Source organism: Bacillus sp. AF23, assembly GCF_020861455.1.
GTDB lineage: Bacteria > Bacillota > Bacilli > Bacillales > Bacillaceae > Bacillus > Bacillus halotolerans.
Genome location: NZ_JAJHVY010000027.1, coordinates 12,759 through 25,858, shown reverse-complemented (window position 1 = coordinate 25,858; position 13,100 = coordinate 12,759). Strand labels below are relative to the sequence as shown.

The 13,100-nt window shown below is 44.9% G+C and carries 14 protein-coding genes and 1 pseudogene; 11 read left to right on the top strand and 4 right to left on the bottom strand.

What is annotated here, in order from left to right; all coding sequences use genetic code 11:
* Positions 1 to 11 precede the first annotated feature (11 nt).
* The 4 genes from LNN34_RS13905 (at position 12) to LNN34_RS13890 (ending at position 3,400) form a co-directional block, all read left to right on the top strand.
* A complete protein-coding gene (locus LNN34_RS13905) occupies positions 12 to 938 on the top strand; it encodes an ABC transporter ATP-binding protein (RefSeq protein WP_193660131.1) in 927 nt (308 codons plus the stop codon).
* Complete coding sequence (locus tag LNN34_RS13900) at positions 931 to 1,698, top strand: ABC transporter permease (RefSeq protein ID WP_059353130.1); 768 nt, start codon at positions 931 to 933, stop codon at positions 1,696 to 1,698. The genes LNN34_RS13905 and LNN34_RS13900 overlap by 8 nt, the downstream gene beginning before the upstream one ends.
* Positions 1,699 to 1,793: 95 nt before the next feature.
* Positions 1,794 to 2,129 (top strand): hypothetical protein, encoded by a 336-nt coding sequence (locus tag LNN34_RS13895; RefSeq protein ID WP_044161748.1) that lies wholly within the window; start codon positions 1,794 to 1,796, stop codon positions 2,127 to 2,129.
* Positions 2,130 to 2,257: 128 nt separating this feature from the next.
* The gene (locus LNN34_RS13890; RefSeq protein WP_059291913.1) at positions 2,258 to 3,400 is read left to right on the top strand and encodes an acyl-CoA dehydrogenase family protein; all 1,143 of its coding nucleotides are present in this window, start codon (positions 2,258 to 2,260) and stop codon (positions 3,398 to 3,400) included.
* Between the two features lie 27 nt (positions 3,401 to 3,427).
* On the opposite strand, the gene fbpB is transcribed toward LNN34_RS13890, so the two are convergent.
* Both fbpB and LNN34_RS13880 read right to left on the bottom strand, forming a co-directional pair.
* A complete protein-coding gene (gene fbpB / locus LNN34_RS13885) occupies positions 3,428 to 3,574 on the bottom strand; it encodes a Fur-regulated basic protein FbpB (protein WP_010333101.1) in 147 nt (48 codons plus the stop codon).
* Positions 3,561 to 3,726, bottom strand: a pseudogene (locus LNN34_RS13880) (Fur-regulated basic protein FbpA). The gene fbpB and the pseudogene LNN34_RS13880 overlap by 14 nt, the downstream one beginning before the upstream one ends.
* Before the next feature lie 249 nt (positions 3,727 to 3,975).
* Between LNN34_RS13880 and LNN34_RS13875 the strand changes: the two are divergent.
* Positions 3,976 to 4,848, top strand: a complete 873-nt coding sequence (locus tag LNN34_RS13875) for a cation diffusion facilitator family transporter (protein ID WP_024120288.1) — start codon at positions 3,976 to 3,978, stop codon at positions 4,846 to 4,848.
* Positions 4,849 to 4,862: 14 nt separating this feature from the next.
* Here LNN34_RS13875 and LNN34_RS13870 read toward each other — a convergent pair whose 3' ends face one another.
* Positions 4,863 to 5,183, bottom strand: coding sequence for a thioredoxin family protein (locus LNN34_RS13870; RefSeq protein WP_010333104.1), 321 nt, complete (start codon positions 5,181 to 5,183; stop codon positions 4,863 to 4,865).
* 153 nt (positions 5,184 to 5,336) lie between these two features.
* On the opposite strand from LNN34_RS13870, the gene LNN34_RS13865 reads away from it, so the two are divergent.
* The 5 genes from LNN34_RS13865 to LNN34_RS13845 all read left to right on the top strand — a co-directional run bounded on the left by LNN34_RS13865 (position 5,337) and on the right by LNN34_RS13845 (position 11,912).
* On the top strand, positions 5,337 to 6,422 hold the full coding sequence (locus LNN34_RS13865) for a D-alanine--D-alanine ligase (protein ID WP_059334530.1): 1,086 nt from the start codon (positions 5,337 to 5,339) through the stop codon (positions 6,420 to 6,422).
* Between the two features lie 74 nt (positions 6,423 to 6,496).
* Positions 6,497 to 7,870: a UDP-N-acetylmuramoyl-tripeptide--D-alanyl-D-alanine ligase gene (locus tag LNN34_RS13860; RefSeq protein WP_044161744.1), complete on the top strand. Its 1,374-nt coding sequence runs from the start codon at positions 6,497 to 6,499 to the stop codon at positions 7,868 to 7,870.
* 423 nt (positions 7,871 to 8,293) lie between these two features.
* Positions 8,294 to 9,778 (top strand): degradosome RNA helicase CshA, encoded by a 1,485-nt coding sequence (cshA, locus tag LNN34_RS13855; protein WP_229043659.1) that lies wholly within the window; start codon positions 8,294 to 8,296, stop codon positions 9,776 to 9,778.
* 183 nt (positions 9,779 to 9,961) lie between these two features.
* Entirely contained in the window at positions 9,962 to 10,441 is a 480-nt protein-coding gene (locus LNN34_RS13850; RefSeq protein WP_044161741.1) for a PH domain-containing protein, read from the top strand.
* A complete protein-coding gene (locus LNN34_RS13845) occupies positions 10,431 to 11,912 on the top strand; it encodes a PH domain-containing protein (RefSeq protein WP_044161739.1) in 1,482 nt (493 codons plus the stop codon). Before LNN34_RS13850 ends, LNN34_RS13845 begins: the two co-directional genes overlap by 11 nt.
* On the opposite strand, the gene LNN34_RS13840 is transcribed toward LNN34_RS13845, so the two are convergent.
* Complete coding sequence (locus LNN34_RS13840; RefSeq protein WP_044161737.1) at positions 11,909 to 12,508, bottom strand: rhomboid family intramembrane serine protease; 600 nt, start codon at positions 12,506 to 12,508, stop codon at positions 11,909 to 11,911. The genes LNN34_RS13845 and LNN34_RS13840 overlap by 4 nt on opposite strands.
* 94 nt (positions 12,509 to 12,602) lie before the next feature.
* Here LNN34_RS13840 and acpS point away from each other — a divergent pair, with 94 nt between their 5' ends.
* Complete coding sequence (acpS, locus tag LNN34_RS13835; RefSeq protein WP_229043658.1) at positions 12,603 to 12,968, top strand: holo-ACP synthase; 366 nt, start codon at positions 12,603 to 12,605, stop codon at positions 12,966 to 12,968.
* Positions 12,969 to 13,100: the final 132 nt, after the last annotated feature.

Below are 13,100 nucleotides of genomic sequence, written 5' to 3'. Positions count from 1 at the left end.
AGGAAGGCTTTATGGCTGAGCCGATTTTACATATTGAAGGCCTTGATAAAAAAATAGGGTCTAAACAGATTTTAAAACAGATCAGCATGGACGTCAGGCAGGGAGAGATTATCGGTCTTCTCGGTCCGAATGGTTCCGGAAAAACGACACTCATCCGCATCATCGTCGGACTGTTAAAACAAAACAGCGGAAGCGTGGCCATCAACGGATTCAAGCATGACACTGAGTTCGAACAAGCGATGGAAGCTGTCGGCGCGATCGTGGAAAACCCTGAGTTTTACCCGTACCTGTCAGGCTGGGAAAACCTCAAACACTTTGCAAATATGCACAAAAAAATAGATGATGAAAGACTGGACGAAGTGGTGGAACGAGTCGGGCTGACGTCAGCAATTGATGATAAGGTGAAAACCTACTCACTCGGCATGCGCCAGCGTCTCGGCATTGCTCAGGCGATTCTTCACCGGCCGAAGCTTCTCATTTTAGATGAGCCGACAAACGGTCTTGATCCTGCCGGTATGAAGGATTTTCGCGATCATATTAAGGAGCTCGCCAAAGAGGAAGGAACAGCGGTTTTATTCGCCACACATTTATTGCGTGAAGTTGAAGACCTGTGTGACCGTGTGATCATCATACAAAAAGGCGAGATCAAAGCAGAAGTAAGCCTGAATGGAGCCGGTCAGAAAACGGAGAAAGCCGTTATTGAAGTGCAGCCGGCGCAAAAAGCGCTCGATTGGCTGAGAGGCAACGGGTACACAGCTGAACGTAAAGACGGCTCCATCGTGGTGGATATAGCGAAAGAAAATATACCAGAGCTGAACCGCTCACTAGTCGGACAAGGACTGAACGTATTTTCAATTATGCCTTATACGCAGTCACTGGAAGACGAATTTATAAAAGCGACAACCGCTCATCAAGAGGAGGGAGAAGAGCTTGTCTAAATTAATATGGAATGAACATATGAAACTCTTTAATCGAAAAGTCACATTTGTTTCGCTTATATTGATGGCCGTTTTTCAATTTTTCATGGCGCTGATCATTAAACGGATCGTCATCAGTGCCGGAACTGACGAAAACTTCATCGGCTACTTTTCCTATACACCGACCCTGAATATCTTGCTGCAGGCGTTAACCATTGTCATTGCAGCGACGATTATTTCTAATGAATTTGATAAAAAGACAATCAAATTTCTGCTTATTCGCCCGGTCAAGCGGCAAAAGGTCTTTTGGTCGAAACTTATGACAGTTGTAATGGTCAGCTTCTATCTTTATCTGGCATACTACATTCTGGCTTTATTATTCGGTCTTGTCTTTTTTGGCACGTCCGTGACATCTGAATCAAAAACATTGTTCATCAACACATTGGAGCTAATCGGCACAAACTGGCTAGAAGCGGTGCTGATGGGATTATTCGGTTTGCTTTGTTCATCACTGTTCCGCAACAGTGCCATTTCAGTTGTTGTTTCTTTTGTCGTTTTATATGGAGCAAGTTCACTTGTGCAAATCATGAAGCTGTTTGAAAACAAATGGGGAAGCTTTTTGCTTTTTGCAAACACGGACTTCACTCAGTACAAAAGCGGACAAACGGCTCTGTTTTCAGGCATGACGCCATTGTTCTCTGTAGGGATTATTGTGATTCATGCTGTTTTCTTCATTGCCGTTGCCTGGTGGAGTTTCTGCAAACGGGATGTTCGAATCTAAAGGCAAGGAATGACATTTTTGTGAAAAAGCTCACGTAAATCAATATCATTCGATGTTTTGGTTTATACTAAAGGTACTGACGGAGGTGTCTCGAATTGAGGAACTTTATTACCGCTTTACCGATTGTATTGCTGCTTGGATTCTCATTTGTGTCATTCATGTTTCAGTTTGAACATCTTGTATATTTCAGGCTCGCGCTGGGATTGTTTTCTCTCGTGGGGCTGTACATGATATATAAAATGAAGACGGGTATCCGTTATTTTATCATTTATCTGTATGCAAGCTGGATTGTGCTTGCGGCAGTTACTGCCTTTGAAGAGCCGATTTTCTCAAGCTTTTTCTTCGGCGGATTGGTCATGACAATGGGTTACCTGACTTATATGCTCATTTATCTCGGTATGAAACAAGACCGGGATACAAATCCGGTTTAAACACGCTGTTCCCTCGGGAACGGCGTGTTTTTCTATCGTGAACAAATTGTTAACAGTTGCGGAATCATGGCTGGAAATCTATAATACATATTAAATTTATCGGAATTGAAAAAATGGGGGGCTGCCGGATGTCATTATTTGTACGGAACGAAAAACAGCGGCAATGGATAGAGAAAATAGGACAGCTAGCGGATGAATTTCAGCAAACAGCCGCTGAGGATGATGAACAGGGACGATTTCCTGCCGAAAAAATACAAAAACTGCGTGATTCGGGATATACGGCGATAACCGTGCCAAAATCCCATGGGGGAGCAGGAATGTCTGTTTACGACATGCTGCTTTTTCAAGAGCGGCTTGCACGGGGAGATGCTCCTGCAGCTCTGAGCATCGGCTGGCATTTAAGCGTGATGGGAGAGCTCGGAGAAGGAAACAGCTGGGATGAAGATGTGTTTGCGTTCATCGCAAAGGAAGTTCAAAACGGCGCCGTGATCAATAGAGCAGCGACAGAAGCGAAAACCGGGAGCCCGACCAGGGGAGGACGCCCCGGGACTGCCGCCGTCAAAAAGGACGGCAAATGGGTGGTGAATGGAAGGAAAACGTTTACGACAATGTCGCAAGCGCTTGATTATTTTTTAGTGACGGCATGGATTGAAGAAAAACAAACTACTGGTGTCGTGTTGGTTCATAAAAATGATCCTGGTGTATCAATTGAAGAAACATGGGATATGATGGCGATGCGGGCTACGGGCAGCCATGATCTTGTATTAAACGAGGTAACGCTCGAGGACAATAAACTGGTGGAGCTGCTTCAAGGGCCGCGGGGAGCTAAGCAAAATGGCTGGCTGCTCCATATTCCGGCGGTTTATCTTGGCGTGGCTCAAGCTGCTAGAGACTATGCGGTACGCTTTGCCTCCGAGTATTCTCCAAATAGTTTGAAGGGGCCGATCAAGGATGTCCCGGCCGTTCAGCAAAGAACAGGCGAAATGGAGCTTGAACTGCTGAATGCCAGACACTTTCTTTTTCATGCGGCTGAATTGTATGACGATCCGGAGCGCCGCCCTTACTTGAAGAGTGAGCTCGGTGCGGCAAAACATATCGTCACAAACGCCGCACTTTCTGTTGTAGACAAAGCGATGAGAATTGCAGGGGCCAAAAGCCTCGAACGCACCAATCCGCTTCAGCGCTATTACCGGGATGTGCGCGCCGGTCTCCATAACCCGCCGATGGACGACGCGGTCATTCAAAAGCTGGCCGCAGAAGCCTTTCATTAAATAAAAAAGAGCCTTTGCCGGCTCTTTTTATGTATTGTTTTGTTCCTGAAGATTCTTCTGATGCTTGCGGTCAATTCTGTCGTAAATGACGTTCATCAGCTTTGGATTGCCCATGATCGCCTCTTTGTTTTCCTGGATCAGCTGTTGGTAGGTTTTTATTTTACGCTTTGGCATGCCCTGGCGCCTCCTGACAATGTTTTGTATTCTCTTTCCAGCTCCATCAGCGACAATTCATACAAATGACGCTTTGCCTTTTTGTATATACCATTCTGTATTAACAGATGAATGAGATGCTTTTTTCTGATTTCTGCAGACTGAGGTGTCATTGTGTCACCAACCTCCAATCAAACGATATTGATAATCATTATCAATTAACCCCAGTATACAATGTCCGCCACAGCCTGTAAAGGTGAAAACAGTCCTATTCTTTCGTAAGTAAGCAAACCTTCAACATATCGACAAAAAGTTTCCCGGGCAATAATTTGCTGTCGAAATTTCCCTCCCCGTTGAGAACCGCTGCTGCTATTTTTCATGTTTTTAACCATACTATGTAATAGAATGGAGGCTGGTATTCAATGGGGAGGACAGATAATCTTAAAAAGGGAGAAAAAGGAGCACTCCTCAATATTTTGGCATATATCATTCTTGCTGCTGTGAAGCTGACAATCGGAATACTGTATCATTCTGAAGCGCTGAGAGCAGACGGGTTAAACAATGGGACAGATATTGTGGCGTCGATCGCGGTGCTGATCGGACTGCGTATTTCCCAAAGGCCGGCTGACAGTGACCACCCATATGGCCATTATCGGGCTGAAACAATTTCGTCCCTTATTGCGTCTTTTATTATGATGGCTGTTGGAATTGAAGTGTTAATTGGCGGAGGAAAAGCGATTGCGGGCGGCACATCAGAAACGCCAAGCCTTATCGCGGCGTGGACGGCTTTAGGCAGCGCAGTGTTTATGTACGGCATCTATTTATATAACAAAAGGCTCGCAGCATCCATTAAAAGCTCTGCACTTATGGCGGCGGCGAAGGACAGCAGGTCAGACGCATTTGTCAGTGCCGGAGCGTTTATCGGTGTTTTTTCGTCCCAGCTGCAGCTGGCCTGGATAGATCCGGTTACGGCTTTTATTATCGGAATCATCATTTGCAAGACAGCCTGGGATATCTTCAAAGACGCTTCGCATTCATTAACGGACGGGTTTCACTTGAAAGATCTTGAACCTTATAAACAGACTGTCGGCCGGATAGAAAATGTGCATCGTCTTAAGGACGTGAAAGCGCGATACTTGGGCAGCACAGTACATATAGAGATGGTCATTACAGTGGATCCGAAGCTGACAGTAGAGGAAGGCCATGGAGTCGCAGATGAGGTAGAAAACAAAATAAAACATGAACACGATGTCACTCATGTTCATGTTCACGTAGAGCCAGACGACATAAAATAGGGCTGCTTATCGAATTAGCTTATATGTTCTGATAAGAATTCAGTCACTTCTTCAGGCGTTTTGGCATTGGCGCTGTGAAGATGGCCTGTTTTTTCTCCGTTTTTGAAAATGAGCAGGCTTGGAATACCCATTACCTGATATGTTTCAGCCAGTTCAGGAAGCTCGTCCTTATTCAGTTCGTACCAATCGTTTTGATTGTACGTTTCCAAAATATCGCCGATGAACATATTCATGCGTGTGCAGTCAGGGCACCAATCAGCATAAAATTTTACAATGATTTCTTTATCAGATTGAATCAATTCATTAAATTGTTCTTTTGTTGTGATTTTTTTCATCTGTCACATCTCCTTTTCAATGCCATTTTAATATAAAATAAAAAGGAATTACATACAAATGCATTCAGCTTCAGCATGCCCAAAAATAATTAGATCATTTTCTTGTGAAAGTGATAAGATAGTAAAGATGAAATGTAGTGGGGGGAGTATCCATTGAAAACAAGTCTAGGATTAGTGTACGGCGGTAAGTCAGCCGAACATAATGTTTCGCTTCAGACAGCTCTGGCTGTAACAAAAGCGCTAAATACTGAGAAGTTTGATATACATCCAATTTATATAACTGAAAAAGGCGAATGGATAAGAGGCACACGTTTAACAGAGCCTGTTTCCAACGTAAAAATGCTTCAGCTTGAGCAGGGCGGAACTGCTTTTTCTCCATCTGCTCTCAACCAGGAGATGTTTCCGCAGGAAGTGTCACAGCAAAATGAAGCAATTGATGTCGTCTTCCCGCTCCTGCACGGCCCGAACGGAGAGGACGGAACGATCCAGGGAATGCTTGAACTTTTAAATATTCCTTATGTCGGCAACGGCGTGCTCGCTTCCTCAGCTGGCATGGATAAAGTTGTCATGAAGCATTTGTTTGCGCAAGCCGGCCTTGCACAGGCGAAATACACAGCCTTCCTTAAAAAAGACTGGACTCGTTCTCCGGAAGAAAGCTGCGAGCAAGTAGAACAAGAACTGGGCTACCCTTGCTTCGTGAAGCCGGCCAACCTTGGCTCAAGCGTCGGAATCAGCAAATGCCGAAACCGTGAAGAACTGCAAAAAGCGTTTGAGCTGGCGTTCCAATATGACCGGAAAGTCGTAGTCGAAGAAGGCATCAACGGCCGCGAAATTGAAATCGGCGTTCTCGGAAATGATGATCCTAAATGCTCTGCAGTTGGAGAAATCGCACCTAAGACAGATTTCTACGATTACAAAGCAAAATACGAGGATGGAGACACTGACCTGATTATTCCTGCGACTGTAACAGATGAGGAATACGCGAAAATCAGTGACATGGCGATCAGAGCGTTTAAATCAATTGACGGTTCAGGACTTGTCAGAGCGGACTTTTTCCTGACAGCTGACGGCGAAGTGCTGATCAATGAAGTAAACACGATGCCTGGTTTTACACCGTTCAGCATGTTCCCGCTTCTCTGGAAAGAAGCCGGAGTTGAATACGCTGACCTCATTGAACAGCTTGTAGAGCTGGCTAAAGAACGCCACGCTGAAAAACAATTGATCAAACATACATTCTAAATGAAGACGGACACTGCCGGTAAAAGGGCAGTGTCTTTTCCCGTATATCACCAAAAGAAAGAGAGGGACCTTACTTGATTAAGCGAACCGTAAAGAAAATTGCCGAAATGGTCAAAGGCACACTGACAAACCCGCAATATGAAAATACAGTCATTCATGGAGTTGCTACAGATACAAGAAAGCTGGAAAGCAATCAGCTTTTCATCCCGCTGAAAGGGGAGCATTTTAACGGCCACACTTTTGTGCCGCAGGCTTTTGAAGCTGGTGTGTCTGCCGTTCTGTGGAACCGCTCTGAACCAAATCCGCCCGAGAATCAAGCTGTGATTCTGGTGGAAGATACATTGTCTGCGCTCCAGCAGCTTGCAAAAGCTTATTTACAGGAGCTCGGCACACGTGTCATCGGAGTAACAGGAAGCAACGGCAAAACGACGACCAAAGACATGATTCACACTGTCCTGCAAACGCGGTACCGCGTCCATAAAACAGGAGGAAACTTCAACAACCATATCGGGCTGCCGCTTACAGTGTTAGCGATGCCAGAAGATACAGAAATTGCCGTACTGGAAATGGGAATGAGCGCAAAAGGAGAAATTGACCTCCTGAGCCGCCTGGCAAATCCGGATGCGGCAGTGATAACGAATATCGGCGAATCCCACATGCAGGATCTTGGTTCAAGAGAAGGCATTGCGGAAGCGAAACTGGAAATTATCAACGGCCTGAAAGAAGACGGTGTGCTGATTTATATCGGAGACGAACCGCTCTTGCAAAAAGACTACAGCTGCCAAACAAAAACGTATGGTACTGGGGCGCAAAACGATTATCAGCTGCAGGATGTCAGCCAGAGTGAAGCGGGAACCTATTTTACGATCAAAGGCATAGAAAAAACGTTTTTTATCCCTATTCTGGGCAAACATAATGTGATGAACGCCATGGCGGCAATCGCCGCAGGGGCTTATTTCGGCATCACGCCGGAGGATGCGGCAAAAGGATTAAGCGGCCTGAAGGTCACCGGCATGAGACTTGAATTGATGAAAACAGACAGCGGCATTTCTATTATTAATGACGCTTATAACGCGAGCCCGACGTCGATGAAGGCTGCAATCCAACTGACAGAAAGCCTTGAAGGATACGGGAAGAAAATAGTCGTGCTCGGAGACATGCTTGAACTCGGAGATCTTGAAGAAACGTTTCATAAAGAATGCGGCGCTGTGATCAGCCCGGACAAAATTGACCACGTCTTTACGTATGGAAAACTGGGGGCATTTATCGCCGAAGGTGCGATGGAACATTTTAGAGAAGAACGCATCAGCCACTTCAGCGACAAAAAAGATCTCACTCAAGCCCTGAAGAATAAAGCCTCAAAAGGAGATTTGGTTTTATTCAAGGCGTCAAGAGGTATGAAGCTTGAAGAAATCGTTAAAGATTTAATGGAGAGCCCGTTTTCTTAAAAAATCCTGCGAAAAAAAGCAGATTGCAATCATAAAATAAAAATGATGTGCAGACACTAATGTATGCCGGCCCGAAATAATTTATGTATGACCGGCTGAGGCTATGGTACAATAATGACAGGTTTATTTCGCGATACGAAAATATGTGTACGGACCGCCATCCGCTGACCTTAGGTTTTCCGCGGACACAAGGAGCGGGATTGGGCATCGTCCGGCATATTTGGTTAGCAGGTCAGCGAGCGCATTCAAAATGCTGATCTGCTTACCGCGTTATTGAAAAACAAGTAGTGTAATGGTAAGATAAAACTTAAAGTAATTCGGGCTTTGTATACGTAAGGATCCTGTCCTTTTTCCATGGAGGGCAGTTTTTAAGTGGTAAATCACGACATTACTGAAACAGCAATTAGAAGGAGTTTGAATAATTTGACTATAACGTTTCAAGATTTTCAATTAAGTTCTGATCTCATGAAGGCAATTAACCGTATGGGATTTGAAGAAGCAACGCCGATTCAGGCACAAACGATTCCGCTCGGACTTTCAAATAAAGATGTCATTGGACAAGCGCAAACAGGTACAGGTAAAACAGCTGCGTTTGGTATACCCCTTGTTGAGAAAATTAACCCCGAGTCTCCTAATATTCAAGCAATCGTAATCGCACCAACCCGTGAATTAGCCATTCAAGTATCTGAAGAATTATATAAAATCGGACAAGATAAACGTGCGAAAGTTCTTCCTATTTACGGTGGGCAGGATATTGGACGACAAATCCGGGCGTTAAAGAAAAATCCGCATATCATTGTCGGAACACCGGGACGTCTTCTTGACCACATTAACCGCCGCACGATTCGTTTAAACAATGTAAATACAGTTGTAATGGATGAAGCGGATGAAATGCTGAATATGGGATTCATCGACGACATCGAATCTATTCTTTCAAATGTGCCGAGCGAGCATCAGACGCTTCTGTTCTCAGCTACAATGCCAGCGCCGATCAAACGCATTGCAGAGCGTTTTATGACTGAGCCTGAACACGTAAAAGTAAAAGCAAAAGAAATGACTGTTTCTAACATTCAGCAGTTCTATTTGGAAGTGCAGGAGCGTAAAAAGTTCGACACATTGACTCGTCTTCTTGACATTCAGTCTCCTGAGCTTGCGATTGTATTCGGACGTACAAAACGCCGTGTTGATGAACTGGCAGAAGCCCTGAACCTTCGCGGATATGCAGCTGAAGGAATTCATGGTGATTTAACGCAGGCGAAACGTATGGTTGCGCTTCGCAAATTTAAAGAAGGTGCAATCGAAGTACTTGTTGCAACTGATGTTGCAGCTCGCGGACTCGATATCTCAGGTGTTACACACGTGTACAACTTCGACGTGCCTCAAGATCCTGAAAGCTATGTTCACCGTATCGGAAGAACAGGCCGCGCAGGTAAAACAGGTATGGCGATGACGTTTATCACACCGCGTGAGATAAGCATGCTTCGCGCAATTGAACAAACAACGAAACGCAAAATGGACCGCATGAAAGAGCCGACACTTGATGAAGCGTTAGAAGGCCAGCAGCAGGTTACAGTTGATCGTCTTCGTACGACAATCAGCGAAAACAACTTGAACTTCTACATGACAGCGGCAGCTGAGCTGCTTGAAGATCATGATGCAGTGACAGTGGTTGCAGCGGCTATCAAAATGGCTACAAAAGAGCCGGATAGCACACCAGTTCGCTTAACAGACGAAGCGCCGATGATCGGCAAACGCTACAAAAACCAACGCACTTCCAAACGCAGAGACGGACAAGGCGGCGGCTACCGCGGCGGTAAAGGGAAAAGCAGCAACCGTTCTTCCTATGATAAAAAGCGTTCAAACGATCGCCGTTCTTCAGGTGACAGACGCCAGAAAAAATCATACTAATTCTGTAAAGAATTTAAGAGCCTAAAACATGAGTTGTTTTGGGCTTTTTTTATGTTCAAAAATTCATGGCCATTAAGCAAACTTTCAGCTGACGGCACCGTTTTTTCTATGTATGCTTAAAGATGAAACTTTTTCTGCATAAGCGCGTATAAGTAACGATGAGAAAAACGGGAGGTAGGTATTTTGAGAAAGCAGCCCAAAAACCAAATCAGTCCAGACGGATTAAAGGTTTGGCGACTTCAAGAGATAATCATATCCGCTGTCTGCTTGCTTATTGTCATAGCAGTTGCAGTGTTAAGTTATTTTTTCCATTGGCCGTACTGGATTAGCGGCGTGCTCGGCGCAGTTTGGCTGCTGGGTTCGGTTGTGACGATTTATCTGATTCCAAAGATCCGGCACAAAGTGTGGCGTTATGAAGTTCATGAAAACGAAATAGATATTCAATCAGGTATCTTTGTTGTGACACGCGTGATCGTGCCGATGGTCAGGGTTCAGCACGTAGACACCTCGCAAGGGCCGTTATTAAGAAAATACAATCTGGCAACAGTGAAAATCTTCACGGCGGCAACTGTGCATTCGATTCCTGCTTTAGAGATAGAGGAAGCGGATCAGCTGAGAGACTCCATTTCGCGCCTGGCAAGGGTGACTGACGATGATGTCTGAACCGAAACGCCTTCACCCGGCGGCAGTCATTTTGAATTTATCCCATACCATTATTCAAACGATAAAAAATATTATTCTGCCATTCTTTTTTGTGTATATCGTTAACTCAAATCATACTGTCCGTTTTTACGGAGCCATCGCGCTCGGCGTTTTGTTCATCTGGCTCGTAGCGGCAAGCATCATCAAATGGAGAAAGTTTTCCTATCGAATCGAAGATGATGAATTCAGAATCGAGGAAGGCTTGTTTGTGACGAAAAAGAGGTATATATCGATTGATCGGATTCAATCGATGAATACGAGTGCGGGTGTGGTCCAGCAAATTTTCAAGCTTGTCAAACTGCAAATTGAAACGGCTGGCGGCGGCAAAGAGGCGGAAGCGGTATTGTCGGCTATTTCAGTTGAAGAAGCTGAGAGAATCAAAGAAGCCGTATTTAAGAAAAAAGCAGAAAGAAATCCAATCGATACCGATGAAGGCCTGTCAGGAGATAAAGAGGCGCTCCCGGATGCAGGGCCGCAGGTGAAATACAGCATGAATGCAAAAGAATTACTTATGGCCGCTTCAACTTCCGGAGGAATCGGCGTGATTATTTCTGCTGTATTTGCGCTCATTTCTCAGCTGGATGAGGTGCTGCCGATGGATTGGCTCTTCAAAAAATTCTCCTTTCTGCAGCACGCCAACATAGGCATATACGCCGTGCTTATATTTATTGGTTTGTTTATCACCTGGATTCTCAGCATAGCCGGCATGATGTTTAAATATGCTAACTTTCAAATCGTTAAAAAAGAGCAGGAATTGGTGATTTCAAGGGGTATTATTGAAAAACACCAAGTCACCATACCGCTTCGCAAAATACAAGCCATCAAAATAAAAGAAAACATCATCCGCCAGCTTTTCGGTTTTGCGACGGTGTCAATCGTCAGCGCGGGCGGAGGAGGAGACCCGGAAAAAGCAGAGGGCGCTTCGACCATTCTGTTTCCGATGATTCACAAAAAAAAGCTTCCCGGCATGCTGCGTACTTTTACGCCGGAATACACGCTGGAAGAAAATCGCCGCCATCTGCCGCGGCGCGCATTGAAGCGGTACTTATTCCGCTCAACCATTTTCTCCATCTTTTTCATCATTCCGCTGTGTATTTTCTTTCAGCCATGGGGTTATCTCTCGATTGTTCTGCTGCCGATTGAATTGTTTTTCGGGTATCTTGCTTATAAAGATGCGGCATGGGTAATCAGCGGAGACCGTCTCCAACTGACATCGAGATTTATCGGCAGAACGACTGCAATTGTGTTGAGAAAGCGAATGCAGGTATGTAAAGCGAGCCAATCTTATTTTCAAAAGAAGGGGAAGCTGTATACCATTTCCACCTCGGTAAAATCGTCAAGCCATATGGAAGAATTAACGGTGAGAGATGTGGGAGAAGAGGATGCAGATTTCATTTTAAACTGGTACTCATATGAAAAAGCGGACGGTTAATACCGCCGCTCTTTTTTTTGCACACATAAAAAAGACAGGAGAAACCCGCCGCAAAGTCCAAACAGGTGGGCCATCATGTTAATATTGGAGTTGATAAACGACATGAGAACGGCAAAGGCAAGCAATGTGATAATCATTTTGGAGTTGTCCTGCCCGATCAGCTCTTTACGATAAAGAACCATAAACAGATAAACGCCGAACAGCCCGAAGATCGCGCCGGAAGCTCCGACATGCACATAATCAAGCGGTTCTGTAAAATACGTGCCGATGTTTCCGATCATTCCGGATCCTGCATACACAAGAAGGAAACGCGCTTTTCCGAGCATTCGTTCCAGAGCCGGCGCAAATAAAAAGATGGACATTGAATTAAACAGCAGATGGGTAAACCCTGCGTGAAGGAAAATCGGCGTGACCAGCCGCCACCATTCACCGTTAGCGACGCCAAGGTTATAGCCTGTGACAGCGTCTCTCCACAACACGACTGAAGGAACAGGAAGTGAAAAGAACAGCCAGAGAGCGGCTTGAGCAGCCAATATAAAGGTGACAACGGGATAAAGCCTGATAAAGGTTTGAAAGTTTTCAGTCCGTATAAACATGCCGAGCCCCATTTCATCATTTTGGTATTTCTATAGTAACACGTTTATGAGACAAACCATTCAAATAGTACAAGCGCAAAGGAGGGTGTAAAACATGATTTACGGTATAGGATTAGACATCGTGGAGCTTAAGCGGATCGCTGCAATGGCCGACCGCCAGAAACGATTTGCCGAGCGTATTTTAACAGGCGGCGAACTTGCTCAGTATCATGAGCTTTCTGAGAAAAGAAAAATTGAATTTCTCGCAGGAAGATTTGCGGCAAAAGAAGCTTTTTCGAAAGCATTCGGCACAGGAATAGGCAAGAATCTAAGTTTTCAAGACATTGAAGTGACAAAAGATTCGAATGGCAAGCCTTTTATTGTTTGCGCAAAGCTGATCCAAGCCGCTGTTCATGTGTCAATCACTCATACGAAGGAATATGCGGCTGCACAGGTTGTCATTGAAAGGTTGTCAAGCTAGTCTGCATATTAGGGACACCCCTCTCATATATTTGATAATGCATTAAGGGAGACGAGTTGTTTGAGGCTTTTATGGTACGCCTCTGTTCTGTTTAACCGTGTACCGAGCGTACCGTTAAAGTCAAACAAGCGA

What these genes read in the sequence shown, in the direction of transcription:
- LNN34_RS13840 (WP_044161737.1), bottom strand. Translation starts at nt 12,508, where the DNA reads ATGTTTATACGGACTGAAAACTTTCAAACCTTTATCAGGCTTTATCCC.
- LNN34_RS13890 (WP_059291913.1), top strand. Translation starts at nt 2,258, where the DNA reads ATGTCATTATTTGTACGGAACGAAAAACAGCGGCAATGGATAGAGAAA.
- fbpB (WP_010333101.1), bottom strand. Translation starts at nt 3,574, where the DNA reads ATGCCAAAGCGTAAAATAAAAACCTACCAACAGCTGATCCAGGAAAAC.
- LNN34_RS13870 (WP_010333104.1), bottom strand. Translation starts at nt 5,183, where the DNA reads ATGAAAAAAATCACAACAAAAGAACAATTTAATGAATTGATTCAATCT.
- LNN34_RS13845 (WP_044161739.1), top strand. Translation starts at nt 10,431, where the DNA reads ATGATGTCTGAACCGAAACGCCTTCACCCGGCGGCAGTCATTTTGAAT.
- LNN34_RS13875 (WP_024120288.1), top strand. Translation starts at nt 3,976, where the DNA reads ATGGGGAGGACAGATAATCTTAAAAAGGGAGAAAAAGGAGCACTCCTC.
- acpS (WP_229043658.1), top strand. Translation starts at nt 12,603, where the DNA reads ATGATTTACGGTATAGGATTAGACATCGTGGAGCTTAAGCGGATCGCT.
- LNN34_RS13905 (WP_193660131.1), top strand. Translation starts at nt 12, where the DNA reads ATGGCTGAGCCGATTTTACATATTGAAGGCCTTGATAAAAAAATAGGG.